The following is a 17,037-nucleotide window of genomic DNA, read 5'->3' on the forward strand; positions in this document are numbered from 1 at the left end:
TCTTTAGCTTTCCTTCGTTGCGGAAGGGGTAATGGTGGTCAGCGGAATATGGGTCGTACAGATACCGTTGCCGTCCGCGATCGTAGCGAGTGGCTGAGTGTGCTGGCCGAGTAGTTCCGCAACTACCCGGTGCTCTGCAGCACACAGCTCGGGGAACTCCTCCGCCACGTCTTGGATTGGGCAGTGGTGCCTGCAGATTTGGACGCCGCCGGCCGCATGGCTCACGGTTGCCGCATAGCCTCGGTTGGTCAGCGCCTCCGCGATGTTCTTGGCCTGGGCCTTTACATCACGGTCGTCTGCGTAGTCACCGTCGAGTTCGGGGATGTCCCCCAGCAGATCATTGATGCGTTGCGCAGCAAAGGCCTCGACTGCTTCCTCTCCGCCCGAGTTTTTCAGGGCACGCAGTGCGAGGAGTGCGAGGGTGTCGTAATCATGACCGAACTGTGCTCGACCCGCATCAGTGAGGCGGAATAGCTTCGCCGGTCGCCCACGCTGTCCTGACCGTGGCGCGTCAACGGCCTCGGCGAGCCCATCCGCGACGATGTTGTCCAGATGGCGCCTCACGCCAGCGGCGCTCAAACCAAAAGCCTCGCTGATGGTTGTCGCGCTCACTGGCCCGTGTCTCAAGACATAGAGCAGGATGCGACGGCGCGTGTCGGTTTCCACTGGTGCCATATCAACCCGCCTTTCATCGTTGAGGGCCGTCATGATTAGACAACAAGAGTGTGTCTTAAATAATTCCCCCTGTCCACTAAGGCGAACCTATGTTCCCTAAAAACGCTGGCTTCATTATCGTGGTTGCATGTCTTCGAACCGACCCGGTCGCGCATTGATCCGGGACCCCTTCAGCCTATGGCGCCGCTATCTGCATGTGCTGCCCCGGCTCGGACTGGCCGGTTCCCGCTCAGCACAGCTCCACCAAGAGGGTCGGGTGCTTCCCCTCCACGCGCCGTTGGAGCCCCTTAACCCCGCCTACCGGCTGCGGCTGCAGATCGCGGTGTGGCTGGGATCCATCGGCACCATTCTCATCGCTCTCGGGGGTATTGGCGCGGGCGCCATGCCCGTGGTGGGCAACCCATTCTGGTCCGTTCCCGGGATCAACGTCTTGGCCCGGATGCTGCACAGCACCACCGTGACCGTCTTCGTCGGAATCGGATTCCTAGTGCTCGCCTGGCTCCTACTCGGCGCCTTCGTGCTGGGGCCAGGGGGAAGGCAAGTCCCCCGCCTGCCCATCCGCACCTATTGGCGGATCTTCGCCCTCTGGGTGCTTCCCCTGGCGATCACTGCGCCGATGTTCACCCAGGACATCTACTCTTATCTAGCCCAAGGGGCGATCGCCGCGCAGGGGCTGGACCCGTATAGCGCAGGTCCGGTGGACATCCTCGGGGTGCAAGACCCGCTCGCCCGTTCCGTGCCCTTGCTGTGGGCGCACTCCCCTGCGCCCTACGGCCCGGTCGCACTGGGCTACGGGGCCGTGATCTCCATGATCACCGGCAACAACATCGTGCTGGGGGTCTTCGGCCATCGGCTGATGAGCATCACCGGCCTGGTGCTCACCGGCTGGGCGTTGACGAGGCTCGCCCAGCGCTGCGGCATCGCGCCCCAGACAGCCTGGTGGCTCGGGGTGCTGAACCCGCTGACGCTGCTCCACCTCGTCGCGGGTATCCACAACGAGGCGCTCATGCTCGGCTTTCTGCTCGTGGGCATGGAGTTCGTGCTGCGCGGCACCGACCATTACGAACGACCTTTGAGCAGCCGCCTGCTGCTCATGGCCTCCGGCACGGTGCTCGTCACCTGCGCGGGCCTGATCAAGGTGACCGCCCTGATGGCTCTCGGCTTCACCGCAGTGGCGATCGCGCGCTGGTGGGGCGAGGGACTGCGACACCTTATCGGTGCAGGAGTGGCCAGCGCGGTGGTCGCCGCGGCCACTGCGAGTCTGTTCTCCGTGATCACAGGCGTGGGCTTCGGTTGGATCATCTCCCAGGGTGGGGCGGCAGAAATCATCAGCTGGATGAGCCTGTCCACGTTGGCGGGTTTGACGTCGTCGTTCTTAGGGACCCTCCTTGGCCTCGGGGATCAACAGTCCGCTGCGCTGCTCGTCTTCCGCTTCCTCGGGGTGATGATCGGCGCATTCTGGGTTGTGCGCATGCTGTGGGCCTCCTACCGGGGCCGAATCCACCCCGTGGGAGGGCTCGGGGTCGCCACTTTGTTCCTCGTGATCTTCTTCCCCGTCGTCCACCCCTGGTATCTGCTCTGGGCCATTCTGCCGCTCGCGGCGTGGGCCAACCGGCCGGTCTTCCACTTCGCGACAATCGTGTACTCGGTAGCTTTCAGCTTCTTCATCCTGCCCCGTGGTCTCGGGCTACCGCCGGCGACGGTGGCCTTCATCTACGCCATGTCCGCGCTACTTTTCCTCGCGTTTCTGGTCGCCAGCTGGCGCTACCTCAAGAAACACCCGGCATATGCCAACGCCCTCGCGTTGCCTCGCCCCAAACAGATGCCCACGAAGGCAGACACACCCAACAACCGGTGATCCCCTAGCCACAGTCATCTGGCTAGACTGAATAGCTGTGAAAATGCAGGACTCTTCGGCCCCCCAACTCCAACCACTGCTGCAGGTCACTGGCGCGGTGAAGAAGTTTGGCGCCCACACCGCCGTCGATGGGCTGGACTTCCAGGTCTACCCCGGCGAGATCGTGGCACTACTGGGCCCCAACGGTGCGGGCAAAACCACGACCATCGAGATGTGCGAGGGCTTCGCCCGCCCGGATGCCGGCGAGATCCGGCTGTTCGGCCTAGACCCCGCTAAGGAATCCGACGCCGTGCGTTCCCGCATTGGGGTGATGCTGCAGGGCGGCGGCGCCTACCCCGGCATCCGGGTCGGCGAGATGCTAAAGCTGGTTGCCAGCTACAGCGAGGACCCACTGGATACCGAGTGGCTGCTGGACATGGTGGGGCTCACCAAGCACCGCTCCACCACCTATCGGCGCCTGTCGGGTGGCCAACAGCAGCGTCTGGCGCTCGCCTGCGCCCTGGTGAACCGCCCAGAGCTGGTCTTCCTCGACGAGCCCACCGCCGGGCTGGACGCGCAGTCCCGTCATGCGGTGTGGGACATCGTGCGTTCCATGCGCCGCGACGGCGTGGGCGTGGTCCTCACCACCCACCTGCTCGACGAGGCTGAGGCGCTCTCCGACCGGGTCGTCATCGTCGACAAGGGCAAGGTCGTCGCCGCGGGCACCCCGAAGGAACTCACCTCCGAGCGTTCAGGTGGCGGAAGCGGGCACACCTTCCAGGTCAGCGTCGACGCCGATCTCGACCGGGACCACTTCCACCGTGCCCTCCTCGAGGTCAAGGCCGGTGCGGCCAAGGCAGGACAAGGAGTACCGCTGGATGAGTTCGGCGGTGCCGCGTCGGCGCCTTCGGTACTAGTCCGGGAGATCAAGCCACGCCAGTTCGCCGTGGAGGGCATTCCGGCCACACCCGATGGCGTCCTGATGCTCGCGCTTGCTGCCCGCGACTGCGCAACGATGATCACGAAGCTCGACAGCACTGAACAGACCCTTGAGGAAGTTTTCCTCTCGCTGACCGGATGGGAGATGCGTTCATGACTTCCGCGAATAACCGAGGCATGCAGAGTACTGATCCCGCAGGGACACCATCGAGTCAGGCGCCTGGAACTCCGGTAGAGCCTGTAGCCGAGACGGGCGCAGTGATGGAGGACGCGCCGGCTACCGGTGGCCGCTTCCCCGTCGGGACCTTCGAACCCGCCCCGAAACAATCCAGCTTCGTGCGGATGCTGTTGGCACAGACCAAAATTGAGTCGCTGCTCTTCCTGCGCCACGGCGAGCAGCAGCTGCTGTCCCTGATCATCCCGGTCGGCTTGCTGCTGGGGCTGGCTCTGGTACCGGTCGTCCCGTTGGATGATCCAGTGGCCAGTGCGTTCCCGATGGTGCTGGCGGTGGCGATCATGGGTGCCGGCTTCACAGGCCAGGCCATCGCCGTGGCCTTCGACCGGCGCTACGGGGCGCTCAAGCGGATTGGGGCGGCCGGTGTTCCCACCTCGGCTCTCATCGCCGGCAAGATCGCTGCAGTGTTGATTGTGGTCGCCATCCAAGTGCTGATCCTCACGGTGGTAGCGCTGCTGCTCGGGTGGTCCCCGCCAGGGCTCGGCCTTGTGATCGCCGTGATCTTCCTCATCCTGGGCGTGGGTTGCTTCACCTCGCTGGGGCTGCTGCTCGGGGGAACCTTGAGCTCCGAGATGGTGCTCGCGCTCGCGAACACCATTTGGTTTGTGCTGCTGGGTGCGGTTGGTTACTCCACCGTGGCCTCTGATCTGGGGCCCCAGGCACAAACCCTGTTGCAGCTGATTCCATCGGTGGCGCTGGCCGCCGGGCTGGAAGAATCCTTCGCCGGTGGGATCGACTGGTTCGCCATCGTCGTTCTCGCGGTCTGGACGATCGTGGGTGCGGTCGCCGCCCGGAAGCTCTTCTCCTTCACCATCAAGGGCGACTAGCCCTCACCGGGAATCCTCCCCTGTATTCGCTAGCCGACCCCCTGCCCCACTGCCTGAGGTGGAACGCTGCCTGAGCTGGCACGCTGCCAACGAACCGCGGGGTGAAACGAGCCCCGCGCGCCCTTTCGCTTTGCTCCCTCACCACGACTAATCTTGAGTGCTGTGATGGATCCGATTAGCCAACAAGCAGCCCAGACGAACAACCCGTTGAGCCGGGCAATGCTGAAACTCTATGCAGCTATTTACCGCGCGGACCGCAAGGTCGGCCTGCCGCGCGAGGTGGACGCCGATGGCAACAAGGTCGTGAAGGTTCCGCGGCTCAAGACCCAGTGGGTGCTGACCCTCATCCTGCTGATCTGCCAGACGGGCATCACCTTCACCGGTTCTCTCGTCCGCGTGACCGGCTCCGGCCTCGGCTGTGAAACCTGGCCACAGTGCCACCCAGGTTCCTTCGTTCCCGTTGCTGGCTCTGCGCCGTGGATCCACCAGATTATTGAGTTCGGCAACCGCCTACTGACATTCGTGCTGGCTGCCGCCGCTCTCGCCGCTTTTATCGCGCTGCTGCGCGCGGCGCGCCGCGCCTCGATCCTCCACCTGGCCTTCATTCAGGGGCTGGGTATCATCGCCCAGGCCGTGATCGGCGGCATCAGCGTGCGCCTGGATCTGGCGTGGTGGATCGTCGCCGCCCACTTCCTGCCCTCCATGCTGCTCGTGTTCCTGGCTGCGGTCCTGCTCGTCAAGGTCACCGAGGACGACGATGCCCCTGCCAAGCCTCAGATGCCCGCCGCTCTTCGCGTGCTCACCACCATGAGCGCCGTGGCGCTGGCATTTACCTTGTTCACGGGCGTGCTCGTCACGAGTGCCGGCCCGCACGCCGGTGACGAGGCCATCAAGCCGGAGCACCGCCTGCAGGTGAGCCTCGAATCCATCGCCCACATCCACGCCCACGCCATGTACCTCTACCTGGGCCTGACGATCGGCCTGATCGCCGCCCTCATCGCCGTGGTGGCCGCGCCCCGCGTGCGGAAGGCCGCCGCCTGGATGTGCGCCGGCATCCTCTTCCAGGGCGTGGTGGGCATCATCCAGTTCTGGCTGGGCGTGCCACGCTGGACCGTCCCGATCCACGTCATCGGCTCCGGTCTGGTCACCCTCGCAACGGGGTACCTATGGGCGCTGCGCTACCAGAAGACCCACGAGGAGCAGAGCGAAACGGTGAGCCACGCCGTTCAGGGAGACTAAACTCCCCTCCCCGGCCGGGCCCACGAGACCCGACTCTCCCGGGGCCATAGCTCGCCCACCGGGGCGAGTCCATAAGAATTTAGCCCGCGTGGAGGGCGTCGATCGACGACGACCACGCGGGTTTTTGCTACGGCTGGGCTGGCCCCTCATCGCCGATGGCGGCTTTAGCCTTGCGGGCCGCGAGGATCACGAGCACGAGCATGACTCCGACCGCCACCAGGCTGGCCCACGCAATCTGCTCCTCGGTGGCGAAGGCGAAGAAGATTCCACCGAGGATCATCGGCAGGCTGCTGGCCTTGAGATAGCCCGCAGCTGCCTTATGCCCCGTCTGCCAAGCCTCATCGCTGGAAAGCGTCTTGGAGGTTCTGATCCCGATCCATGCGTTGCGGGGCAGGGTCTCTGCGCCGGCTTTAACTCCGATCCAGAGAAGCAGAACTCCAGAGCCTAGGTAGACGGCAGCCATGAGGATGTTAAAGATGCTCATCAAATGCCTTTCGATACCAATAAATAAAGGCCGCACCCTCCCGGGCGCGGCCTGCAGATCGGGGCGAATCCCCGGGTCAACGCTTCAGCTTAGTTGCCGAGCATCTGCCAGACGGTGTTCCAGCCAATAACGGCGTCGACGGACAGAGCAACGAAGAGCAGGGAGAGGTAGTTGTTCGACAGGAAGAACAGCTGCATCGGCTTCACCGGCGTGCCCTCCTTGACCCCGCGGTGCAGGCCGTGGGCACGGAAGATAAACCAGGCGCCCGACACCAGCGCTGCGACGGCGTAGATCCAGCCCGCGGCGGGAACGAGCAGCAGCGAGGTGATGACCGTCGCCCAGGTGTACCAGAGGATCTGGCGGGTGACCTCCAACGGCGGCTTGACCACCGGCATCATGGGTACGCCAGCGGCCTTATAGTCCTCGCGGTAGCGCATACCCAGCGCCCAGGTGTGGGGCGGGGTCCAGAAGAAGATCACCATGAACAGGATGATCGCCTGAATCCAGGAACCCCAGCCCGCGCTGAAAGCGCCCCCGTTGTTATCGGTAACAGCAGCCCAGCCGACCATGACGGGCATGCAGCCGGCGGCCCCACCCCAGATGACGTTCTGCCAAGTGCGGCGCTTCAACCACTTGGAGTAGACGTAGACGTAGAACCAGATGGTCAGCAGGATGAACGCGGCAGACAGCGGAGAATGCACGAGGAAGGTCAGCCACAGCACACTGGCGATCATCAGCACCCAGGCGAAGATCTTTGCGTGCTCGACCGGAACCGTGTCCTTGGCCAGCGGGCGGCGGCGCGTGCGGCGCATCAACTGGTCGATATCATAGTCGACGACCATGTTGAAGGTATTAGCGGAGGCTGCGCCCATCCAGCCACCGATGAGGGTGAGGATGATCAGGCCGAGCTCAATCTCACCGCGATTGGCCTGGAGCATCGCCGGGATCGTCGCGACGAGGAGCAACTCGATGACCCGGGGCTTCGTCAACGCTAGATAAGCCTTGACCGCATCCAAGATTCCATTCACGAAGCCTTCTGCCTCCACTTCTCCACGTCTTATCCGCCTATACGCTACCCGAGCGCATTCTGTGGGCGAAACTGCGCCGATACCGCGAGTCGCCAGATTGAAAGCCGGATTGGGGATGATTCATCAAGCCCTCTTGAGTAGTCGAAAATGACCGCTAAAAAGTTCCGGCTGCCCCAAGAACGCAGAGTTTCGCCCTGGCCGGTAGATTGAATATGCATAGTCAAGCCTCGCCCGCGCGTCCGCGGTGGCGAGAGCTACAACCCGAGTACGTCACACCCCGAGGAAGGCCCAAGTTCGTGTCTTATAATCCGAATCTCCCTGCCGAGCTCCAAGCATTGATGGTCCGCAACTTCCCGGCGGACTGGTCTGAGAAGGACACCCGGGCGGTTGACCTCGCCCGCGTGCTTGCCGCCGACGCCGTGGAGAAGTGCGGTTCGGGCCACCCGGGCACCGCGATGAGCCTCGCGCCCCTGGCCTACACGCTCTACCAGCGCGTGCTGCGCCACAACCCGAAGAACCCGACTTGGGTTGGTCGCGACCGTTTCGTCCTCTCCTGTGGCCACTCTTCGCTCACCCAGTACATCCAGCTGTACTTGGGTGGTTTCGGCCTGGAACTCGAGGACATCAAGCAGCTGCGCCAGTGGGGCTCCCTGACCCCGGGCCACCCGGAGGTCGGCCACACCGACGGCGTGGAGATCACCACCGGCCCGCTCGGCCAGGGCCTGGCTTCCGCCGTGGGCATGGCGATGGCCGCCCGCCGCGAGAAGGCGCTCTTCGACCCGAACGCCGGCGACGGCGAGTCCCCGTTCGACCACTTCGTCTACGTCATCGCCTCCGACGGCGACGTCCAGGAGGGCATCACTGCCGAGGCGGGCTCCCTGGCCGGTACCCAGGAGCTGGGCAACCTCATCGTCTTCTGGGACGATAACGGCATCTCCATCGAGGACGACACCACCATAGCCTTCACCGAGGACGTCGCCGCCCGCTACGAGGCCTACGGCTGGCAGGTCCTGGAGGTCACCGGTGAGGACGTCGAAGGCATCCTGGACGCCGTGGAGCGCGCGAAGCAGGAGAAGAACAAGCCGACCTTCATCCGCATGCGCAGCGTCATCGCCTACGGTGCGCCGACCGCAGTGAACACCGGCGCCTCCCACGGTGCGGCTCTGGGTGCCGACGAGATCTCCGGGGTCAAGAAGAACCTCGGCTTCCCGGACGAGGCCTTCCCGGTCGAGGAGGAGATCATCGAGCACACCCGCCAGCTCATCGAGCGCGGTGAAGCGGCGGAGGCCGAGTGGCGTAAGAGCTTCGACGCCTGGGCTGAGGCTAACCCAGAGAACAAGGCGCTCTTCGACCGCCTTTTCGCCGGCGAGCTGCCGGAGGGCTTTGATGCCGAACTGCCGAGCTACGAGGCCGGAGAGTCCGTCGCGACCCGCAAGGCCTCTGGTGCTGCGCTGCAGGCTCTGGCGAAGAAGATGCCGGAGCTGTGGGGCGGCTCTGCCGACCTGGCTGGCTCCAACAACACCCTCATCAATGGGGAGGACTCCTTCGGCCCGACCAGCATCTCCACCTCCACCTTTACTACCTCCCCGACCGGCCGGAACCTGCACTTCGGCATCAGGGAGCACGCGATGGGCGCGATCATCAACGGCATCGCCCTGCACGGCCCGACCCGCCCGTACGGTGCGACCTTCCTGCAGTTCTCCGATTACATGCGCGCCTCCGTCCGCCTGGCCGCGCTGATGAGCACGGATAGCTACTTCGTGTGGACGCATGACTCCATCGGCCTGGGCGAGGACGGTCCGACCCACCAGCCGATCGAGCACTTGGCTGCGCTGCGCGCAATCCCGAACCTCGCTGTGATCCGCCCGGCGGATGCCAACGAGACCTCCGCCGCATGGGCGGAAGCCCTCGAGGCTCCGGCTGCACCGAAGGCCATGATCCTCACCCGCCAGAACGTGCCGGTCCTGGAAGGCACCAAGGACAAGGCTCGCGAGGGCGTGCGCCGCGGTGGCTACATCCTCCGCGAATCCTCCACCGAGACCCCGCAGGTCATCCTCATCGGCACCGGCTCCGAGGTGCAGCTGGCAGTAGCAGCGGCCGAGGCTCTGGAAGCCGAGGGCATCGGCACCCGCGTCGTCTCCATGCCGGTCGTCGAGTGGTTCAAGGCCCAGGATCAGGCCTACCGTGACGAGGTTCTGCCGCCGTCCGTGACCGCCCGCGTCTCCGTCGAGGCGGGCATCGCGATGCCGTGGCACGAGTTCACCGGCTTTGGTGGACGCAACATCTCCATCGAGCACTTCGGTGCCTCGGCGGACTACCAGCGCCTCTACCAGGAGTACGGCATCACGGCAGAGGCTGTCGCCGACGCCGCCCGCGAGCTCGTCTAACCTGCTCTTTTTCGACCCGCTCCCCTGGCCTTTTTTGGCGGGTTTTCTCCCCGGGGGAGCAAAGTCGAAACCATCGCCTGCCAGCAGTAGGCTGGTGAGCGATGAACACTCCAAGCAATATCCAGAAACTCGCCTCCGCTGGCACCTCCGTCTGGCTCGACGACCTGTCCCGACCACGTCTGACCAGCGGTGAGCTCGCCTCCCTCATCGATACCAAGGGCATCGTGGGAGTGACGACCAACCCAGCCATCTTCGCGGCCGCCATGTCCCAGGGGGATGCTTATGACGAGCAACTGCATCAGCTCGCAGCCGCCGGCATCGCCGCTGACGAGGCGGTCTTCGCCATGGCGGTCAAGGACGTGCAGGATGCCTGCGACGTCCTGGCTGGCGTCCACGAGCAGACCGGTGGGGTCGACGGCTGGGTCTCCCTCGAGGTCGACCCTCGCCTCGCCCACGACGCTGCCGGGACGGTCGCGCAGGCCAAGGAGCTGGCCGCTCAGGTCAATCGCGCAAACCTAATGATTAAGATCCCCGCGACCACCGAGTGCCTGCCCGCGATCAGCGAGGTGCTGGCCGCAGGCATCAGCGTCAACGTCACCCTAATCTTCAGCGTGGAACGCTACGAGCAGGTCATGGAAGCCTTCGTCGAGGGCATCGCCGCCGCCGAGAAGGCGGGCAAGGACATCAGCAACATCCACTCGGTTGCCTCCTTCTTCGTCTCCCGCGTGGACAGCGACATCGACCCGCAGCTGGCTGACAAGGGTGCGGAGGCCGCAGCGCTACAGGGCAAGGCGGCACTCGCCAACGCCCGCCTGGCCTACGCTTCCTACCTCGACAAGCTGGCCAATAACCCCCGCTGGCAGGAGTTTGTTGGCCGCGGGGCGAACACCCAGCGCCCGCTGTGGGCGTCCACCTCCGTGAAGAACCCGCAGTACCCGGACACCCTCTACGTCACCAAGCTCGCGGGCCCCAACACCGTCAACACGATGCCGGAGGCCACCCTCGACGCGACGATTGACCACGGCGAGACCACCGGCGACCAGCTGAGCGGGCGGGCCAGCGAGTCCCTCGAGGTCTTCTCCGCGCTCACCAGCGCCGGCATCGACCTGCCGGAGGTCTGGCAGCGCCTGGAGACCGAGGGCGTGCAGAAATTCGAACAAGCCTGGAACGAACTCCTCGCGACCCTGCGTGAGCAGCTCGCGAAGGCCAAGTAGTTTCCCGGCACACGTACCGCCAATCGGAAAGGGGATCGCTTCGACGTGGGCGCATCACAGGAGAACCTGAACAACCCGCTGCGCAATCCGCAGGATAAGCGCCTCCCGCGCATCGCCGGCCCCGGCGGCTTGGTGATCTTCGGGGTTACCGGTGACCTGGCGCGCAAGAAGCTGCTGCCCGCGATTTACGACCTCGCCAACCGCGGCCTGCTGCCCCCGGGCTTCTCCCTGGTGGGCTACGGGCGACGCGCGTGGAGCAAGGCGGAGTTCGAAGCCCAGGTTCTGGAGAGCGTGAGGGCGGGAGCCCGCACCCCGTGGCGTAACGCGGTCTGGGACCGGCTCGCCGAAGGCATCGAGTTCGTCCAGGGCGACTTCTCCGACGACGCCGCTTTCGACAAGCTCGCTGCCGTCACCGCCCGGCTCGACGAGCAGCGCGGCACGTCCGGGAACTGGGCCTTCTACCTCTCCGTTCCGCCACAGCACTTTTCCAGCGTGATCCACCAGCTGCAGCGCTCCGGAATGGCCCGCAGCGAAAACGGCTGGCGCCGCGTGGTCATCGAGAAGCCCTTCGGCCACGACGAGGCCTCCGCGAAGGAGCTCAATGATGTGGTCAACGAGGTCTTCCCCGAGTCCGATGTCTTCCGCATCGACCACTACCTGGGTAAGGAGACGGTGCAGAACATCCTGGCGCTGCGCTTCGCCAACCAGCTTTTCGACCCGCTGTTTAACTCCCACTACATCGACCACGTGCAGATCACGATGGCCGAGGACATCGGGCTCGGGGGGCGCGCAGGCTACTACGACGGCATCGGTGCCGCCCGGGATGTGCTGCAAAACCACCTGCTGCAGCTGCTCGCCCTCATCGCGATGGAGGAACCCGTAGCCTTCAACCCCGCAGAGCTGCAGAGCGAAAAGATCAAGGTGCTGCGCGCCACCCGCCCCGTCGGCCCCTTCGCGAAAACCACCGCACGGGGCCAGTACACCGCGGGCTGGCAGGGCAGCGTTCCGGTGTGTGGCCTGCGGGAGGAGGAGGGCTTCGACCCGGAGTCCACCACCGAGACCTTTGCGGCGGCCACCTTCGAGATCTCCTCCCGCCGCTGGGCGGGGGTGCCCTTCTACCTACGCACCGGCAAGCGCCTGGGCCGACGGGTGACGGAGATCGCGCTGGTGTTTAAGAAGGCCCCGCACCTGCCCTTCGTGGATGGCCAGACCACCGCCCAGGGCAGCAATATGCTGGTCATCCGCGTTCAGCCCGAGGAGGGCGTGCTCATGCGCTTCGGCTCCAAGGTGCCTGGCTCCGGGATGGAGGTCCGCGATGTGAACATGGACTTCTCCTACTCCGAGTCCTTCACGGAGGAATCTCCTGAGGCCTACGAGCGGCTGATCCTGGACGCCTTCCTCGACGAGGCGAGCCTCTTCCCCACCAACGAGGAGGTGGAGCTCTCCTGGCGCATCCTGGACCCCATCCTGAAGTCTTGGGAGAGCCACGGCGCCCCGGAGGACTACCCAGCCGGCACGTGGGGTCCACCGGGAGCAGACGAGCTCATGTCCCGCAACGGCCGCCAGTGGCGCCGCCCATAAGCCCGCTTCCCCACCATTCAAGCGAGAGAAGGAAGAGTTCAGGCATGATCATCACGCTTCCGAACACCAGCACCCGCGAGGTGACCCAGCGGCTCAACAAGGCTCGCGAGGAGCGCGGCGAGGTCGCATCGGGCCGCGTGCTCACCGTGGTCGTCAGCTCGACCGCAGCAACCCCGCTGGAGTCAATCCTGGTGCCGGTCACCGACGCCGCCCGCGAGCACCCCGCCCGTGTGATCATCCTGCAGGAGGCCGACGGACCCAGCGATGAGCCGCGCTTGGACGCGCAGATTCACCTTGGCGGCAAAGCCGGTGCCTCCGAGATCATCGTGCTGAGCCTGCACGGCAGCTTGACCGAGCACGAGGACTCCATCGTCCGCCCGCTGCTGCTGCCGGACACCCCGATCGTCGTCTGGTGGCCGGGAGATGCGCCCCGCAACCCCGCCGCCGACCCACTTGGGGTGCTGGCGGATCGCCGCATCACGGACGTCAACGCGGAGACCACCACCCGCAGCATTTACCGCCGCCGTACCACCTACTCCCGCGGGGATTCCGACCTCGGGTGGAGCCGCATCACCCTGTGGCGGGCGCTGCTGGCATCCACGCTGGACCAGCCGCCCTTCGAGCCGGTGGAGTCCGCGGAGGTCACCGGCCCGACCGACGATGCCGCCGTGGATCTGGCAGCGGGCTGGCTTGCCGACCAGCTGGGGGTTCCGGTGAAGCGGATTAATTCCGACGCCCCCGTCCCTCCTGTTGACGCTGCTGGACACGAGACCGTCCCGGTCCAGAAAACGGTTCTCAACCGCGCGGGTGCGGACATCACCGTCGCTGTTCAGGACGCCCACACCGCCGAGGTCACCGTCGGGACGCGACGTTCCCTGGTGGCCCTGGCTCCCCGAGATCTGGGCGACTGCCTCGCCGAGGAGCTGCGCCACCTGGATTCCGACTACGCTTTCGGGCGGGCCCTCCGTGGACTCGTGCGTGTGAATCGCTCCCGCCGCAGCGGTGAGACGGTCACCCGCATCGTCGAGGACCTGGAGAGCCTCGAGTCCCAGCGCTAAACACTTCTTTCCCACCCAGTTGTGGCTGAACACAAGGAGAAAGCATGACCGCAGAACACCGTGGAGAACACGGCACCATCGACGGCACAGTGAGCGAAGGTGGCGTCACCGTCGTCCAGAATGTGGACCAACGAGGCCTGGCTGCTGCCGCGGCCCGGGAAGTCGTTCGCACGGTCACGAAGATTCAGCGTGAGCAGTCCGGCGTCCACGGCGATGGGGTCTCACGCATCGTGCTGACCGGCGGGGGTGCCGGCATCCAGACTCTCCGCGAGCTCGCGGTGCTGGATCACGCCGCTACGACGGCCGCGGAGGACTTCCCTATCGATGCGATCGACTGGTCCCGGGTCCTGGTCTTCTTCGGCGACGAGCGCTTTGTGCCCGCAGGTGATTCCGAGCGCAACGAGAAGCAGGCGCGCGACGCCCTGCTGGACCACATCGCGATTCCGGCGGAGAACATCGTGAGCTACCTCGCCCCCACCGGTGCCGGTCCAAGTGATGGTGCGGAGCTGGATGAAGCGGCCCGTGACTACGAGGAGAAGCTGGCCCGCTTGGCGCCACAAGGCTTCGACGTCCACCTGCTGGGGATGGGGCCGGAAGGGCACATCAACTCCCTGTTCCCCCACACCCCTGAGCTGCTGGAGGCCACCGGTGAGGTGGTGGCGGTGCGTGACTGCCCCAAGCCCCCGCCGGAGCGGGTCAGCCTCACGATCAACGCGGTGAACCGGGCAGCCCAGGTGTGGCTGCTGGTCTCCGGGGCCGAGAAGGCCGAGGCTGCCCAGCAGGTGGCCAACGGCGGCAATGGGGCCCAGTGGCCGGGCGCGATCGTGGCCGGCGTGGAGCGCACCGTGCTGTGGGTCGACGAGGCCGCCTCCCCATGGCTGGCCGAGAGCGCCAGCGACACTGCTACGGTCGCGGCCACAGAGGACGCCGAGAACGCCGAGAACGAGGTATAGGTAGCACGACGCCCCGCTCGCAAGACTGACGAGCGGGGCTTCAATCTATGCGGGCGTCGCTAACACTATGCAGCGACGCGGGAAATGTGGTGTCGCGAGAACTGCTTAGCCGTAGTGCAGAACCAGGTTCAGCGCGATGATGCACAGCAACCACACGACGCCGGTGCCGACGGTGAGCCGGTCCAGGTTCTTCTCTGCGACCGTGGAGCCGGAGAGGTTGGTCTGCATACCGCCGCCGAAGAGGCTGGACAGCCCGCCACCCTTGCCCTTGTGCAGCAGCACGGACAGCCCCAGCAGCAGGCTGGTGATGACAAGGAGAATCTGGAGAGTGAGGATCAAAGCCTTAAACCTTTAAAAACTTCTCGCTGAAGAATCTAACTAACAGAATAAACCTACCCAGCCAGGCGGGCGGCGGGCAATTCGGCGCGCCGCCCGGTCGACGGGAATGTTGCGTGCCGACTAGCTGACGGACGCCGCGACGAGGCGGGCGAACTCTGCACCGTCGAGGCTTGCGCCGCCGACCAGGCCGCCGTCGATATCCGGCTGCGCCATCAGCTCGCCGATGGACTCCCGCTTCACGGAGCCACCGTAGAGGACCCGGACGCCAGCGGCGACGTCCTCCCCTCCCAGCTCAGCGAGTGCCTCGCGGACCGCGGCGCAGACCTCCTGCGCGTCCGCGGCGGAGGCGACCTTGCCGGTGCCGATGGCCCAGACGGGCTCGTAGGCGATCACGATCTTGGAGAGTTCCTCCCCACCGAGGCCGGAAAGCGACGCCTTGAGCTGGTCGACGACGTAGCCCACGTGCTCGCCCGCCTCACGAACCTCCAGCGGCTCGCCGACGCAGACGATCGGGGTCAGACCATGCTTGAGCGCGGCACGCGCCTTCGCAGCGACCGTCGCATCGTCCTCACCGTGGTACTGACGGCGCTCAGAGTGACCGACAACCGCGAAGCTGCAACCCAGCTTCGCGAGCATCGCACCGGAGACCTCACCGGTGTACGCGCCGGAGTCGTGGGCAGAGACGTCCTGGGCGCCATAGCTGATCTGCAGCTTGTCACCCTCGACGATCGTCTGCACGGAGCGGATGTCGGTGAACGGTGGCAGAACCGCGACGTCGACTCGCTCGTAGTACTCCTTCGGCAGAGCGAAGGAAAACTTCTGCACCACCTGGATCGCCTCAAGGTGGTTGAGGTTCATCTTCCAATTGCCCGCGATCAGGGGCTTGCGCTTGACGGCGCTGTGAGCTGCCACTCAAGAATCCTTTCTGTGACTTCCCCGCCCCGTGCCTCGGGTGCGGGAAAAACGGCGGGTTGCGGACCGGTACCTCGGACTAACCCGGTATCTCGGACTAACCCAGTACCTCGACGCCCGGCAGGGTCTTGCCCTCCAGGAACTCCAGGGAGGCGCCACCGCCGGTAGAAATGTGGCTGAAGCCCTCCTCATCCAGCCCCAGGGTGCGCACAGCGGCAGCGGAATCCCCGCCACCGACCACGGAGAAGGCACCGGCGTCGGTGGCCTTGATGATGGCCTCAGCCACCGCCTTGGTTCCAGCGGCGAACGCCGGGAACTCGAAGACACCCATCGGGCCGTTCCAGAAGACGGTCTTCGCCTCGCCGAGCACCGCAGCGAACGCGGCCGCGGACTCCGGTCCGATATCCAGGCCCATCCAGCCGGACGGGATCTCGGACAGGCCCACGGCCTTGTGCTCGGCGTCCTTGGCGAAGTTTTCTGCTGCGACGACGTCCGTCGGCAGGACGATGACGTCGCCGTAGCGCTCCAGCAGGTCCTTGCAGGTGTCGATCATGTCTTCCTGCAGCAGGGAGCCGCCGACGTCGTGGCCCTGGGCGGCCAGGAAGGTAAAGCACATGCCACCGCCGATGATGAGACGGTCGACCTTCGGTGCCAGCGCCTCGATCACGCCCAGCTTGTCGGAGACCTTGGAGCCTCCCAGCACGACCGCGTACGGGGCCTCCGGGGAGCCCGAGACCTTCTCAAGAACCTCGAGCTCCGCGGAGACCAGGCCACCGGCGTAGCTCGGCAGCTTCTTGGCCACGTCGTAGACACTGGCCTGCTCGCGATGAACCACGCCGAAGCCGTCGGAGACGAAGGCTCCGTTATCGGCGGTGAGCTCGGCCAGCTCCGCGGCGAACTCCGCGCGCTCGGCGGCGTCCTTAGAGGTCTCGCGGGGGTCGAAGCGGACGTTCTCCAGCAGCAGGATGTCGCCGTCGTCCAGGCCATTGGCGCGCTCGTGGGCGTCCTCCCCCGTCACGTCGCCAGCCAGCGGGACCCACTGGTCCAGACGCTCGGCGAGCGCCTCGGCGACTGGTGCCAGGGACAGCTCCGGGTCGACCTCGCCCTTGGGACGGCCCAGGTGGGCGGCGACGATGACGCGAGCCCCCTCGTCCAACAGGGCGCGCAGCGTCGGGATGGATGCGTCGATACGGCCCGGGTCGGTGATCTCCCCGTCAGCCAGCGGAACATTCAGGTCCGAACGAACCAGCACGTGGCGGCCTTCCACGCCTTCGGCCAGAAGGTCCTTGAGGGTCTTTACTGCCATGAAACTCGACATCCTTTGAAAGA

The 17,037-nt window shown here is 65.5% G+C and carries 15 protein-coding genes; 9 read left to right on the plus strand and 6 right to left on the minus strand.

Going from position 1 to position 17,037, the window contains the following annotated elements; translation table 11 throughout:
* Positions 1 to 3: 3 nt before the first annotated feature.
* Positions 4 to 675 (minus strand): metalloregulator ArsR/SmtB family transcription factor, encoded by a 672-nt coding sequence (locus QP413_RS01185; RefSeq protein ID WP_012360254.1) that lies wholly within the window; start codon positions 673 to 675, stop codon positions 4 to 6.
* Positions 676 to 802: 127 nt separating this feature from the next.
* Here QP413_RS01185 and mptB point away from each other — a divergent pair, with 127 nt between their 5' ends.
* The 4 genes from mptB to QP413_RS01205 all read left to right on the plus strand — a co-directional run bounded on the left by mptB (position 803) and on the right by QP413_RS01205 (position 5,752).
* Entirely contained in the window at positions 803 to 2,533 is a 1,731-nt protein-coding gene (mptB, locus tag QP413_RS01190) for a polyprenol phosphomannose-dependent alpha 1,6 mannosyltransferase MptB (RefSeq protein WP_284780183.1), read from the plus strand.
* 43 nt (positions 2,534 to 2,576) lie between these two features.
* The gene (locus QP413_RS01195; protein ID WP_015381628.1) at positions 2,577 to 3,608 is read left to right on the plus strand and encodes an ABC transporter ATP-binding protein; all 1,032 of its coding nucleotides are present in this window, start codon (positions 2,577 to 2,579) and stop codon (positions 3,606 to 3,608) included.
* Positions 3,605 to 4,513: an ABC transporter permease gene (locus QP413_RS01200; protein ID WP_148792836.1), complete on the plus strand. Its 909-nt coding sequence runs from the start codon at positions 3,605 to 3,607 to the stop codon at positions 4,511 to 4,513. The genes QP413_RS01195 and QP413_RS01200 overlap by 4 nt, the downstream gene beginning before the upstream one ends.
* Positions 4,514 to 4,678: 165 nt before the next feature.
* Positions 4,679 to 5,752 carry a heme A synthase gene (locus tag QP413_RS01205; RefSeq protein WP_284780324.1) on the plus strand — a complete coding sequence of 358 codons (1,074 nt, stop codon included), beginning with the start codon at positions 4,679 to 4,681 and terminating at the stop codon, positions 5,750 to 5,752.
* A 127-nt stretch (positions 5,753 to 5,879) separates the two neighbouring features.
* Here QP413_RS01205 and QP413_RS01210 read toward each other — a convergent pair whose 3' ends face one another.
* The gene (locus tag QP413_RS01210) at positions 5,880 to 6,236 is read right to left on the minus strand and encodes an SdpI family protein (protein ID WP_284780189.1); all 357 of its coding nucleotides are present in this window, start codon (positions 6,234 to 6,236) and stop codon (positions 5,880 to 5,882) included.
* Between the two features lie 89 nt (positions 6,237 to 6,325).
* Positions 6,326 to 7,252, minus strand: a complete 927-nt coding sequence (locus QP413_RS01215; protein WP_284780326.1) for a heme o synthase — start codon at positions 7,250 to 7,252, stop codon at positions 6,326 to 6,328.
* 350 nt (positions 7,253 to 7,602) lie between these two features.
* On the opposite strand from QP413_RS01215, the gene tkt reads away from it, so the two are divergent.
* From tkt to pgl, 5 genes are all read left to right on the plus strand, one after another.
* Positions 7,603 to 9,651, plus strand: a complete 2,049-nt coding sequence (gene tkt / locus QP413_RS01220) for a transketolase (protein ID WP_284780328.1) — start codon at positions 7,603 to 7,605, stop codon at positions 9,649 to 9,651.
* A gap of 101 nt (positions 9,652 to 9,752) precedes the next feature.
* Positions 9,753 to 10,865 carry a transaldolase gene (gene tal, locus QP413_RS01225; protein WP_284780191.1) on the plus strand — a complete coding sequence of 371 codons (1,113 nt, stop codon included), beginning with the start codon at positions 9,753 to 9,755 and terminating at the stop codon, positions 10,863 to 10,865.
* A 45-nt stretch (positions 10,866 to 10,910) separates the two neighbouring features.
* Positions 10,911 to 12,446, plus strand: coding sequence for a glucose-6-phosphate dehydrogenase (zwf, locus tag QP413_RS01230; RefSeq protein WP_284780192.1), 1,536 nt, complete (start codon positions 10,911 to 10,913; stop codon positions 12,444 to 12,446).
* Positions 12,447 to 12,490: 44 nt separating this feature from the next.
* Complete coding sequence (locus tag QP413_RS01235) at positions 12,491 to 13,504, plus strand: glucose-6-phosphate dehydrogenase assembly protein OpcA (RefSeq protein ID WP_284780194.1); 1,014 nt, start codon at positions 12,491 to 12,493, stop codon at positions 13,502 to 13,504.
* A 44-nt stretch (positions 13,505 to 13,548) separates the two neighbouring features.
* Positions 13,549 to 14,457: a 6-phosphogluconolactonase gene (pgl, locus tag QP413_RS01240; protein WP_284780195.1), complete on the plus strand. Its 909-nt coding sequence runs from the start codon at positions 13,549 to 13,551 to the stop codon at positions 14,455 to 14,457.
* A 105-nt stretch (positions 14,458 to 14,562) separates the two neighbouring features.
* Here pgl and secG read toward each other — a convergent pair whose 3' ends face one another.
* The 3 genes from secG to pgk all read right to left on the minus strand — a co-directional run bounded on the left by secG (position 14,563) and on the right by pgk (position 17,014).
* Positions 14,563 to 14,796 carry a preprotein translocase subunit SecG gene (secG, locus tag QP413_RS01245; RefSeq protein ID WP_070758920.1) on the minus strand — a complete coding sequence of 78 codons (234 nt, stop codon included), beginning with the start codon at positions 14,794 to 14,796 and terminating at the stop codon, positions 14,563 to 14,565.
* A gap of 120 nt (positions 14,797 to 14,916) precedes the next feature.
* Entirely contained in the window at positions 14,917 to 15,708 is a 792-nt protein-coding gene (tpiA, locus tag QP413_RS01250) for a triose-phosphate isomerase (protein WP_284780196.1), read from the minus strand.
* Between the two features lie 97 nt (positions 15,709 to 15,805).
* On the minus strand, positions 15,806 to 17,014 hold the full coding sequence (gene pgk, locus QP413_RS01255) for a phosphoglycerate kinase (RefSeq protein WP_148811796.1): 1,209 nt from the start codon (positions 17,012 to 17,014) through the stop codon (positions 15,806 to 15,808).
* Positions 17,015 to 17,037: the final 23 nt, after the last annotated feature.

The organism is Corynebacterium sp. UMB4614 (genome assembly GCF_030217065.1).
GTDB lineage: Bacteria > Actinomycetota > Actinomycetes > Mycobacteriales > Mycobacteriaceae > Corynebacterium.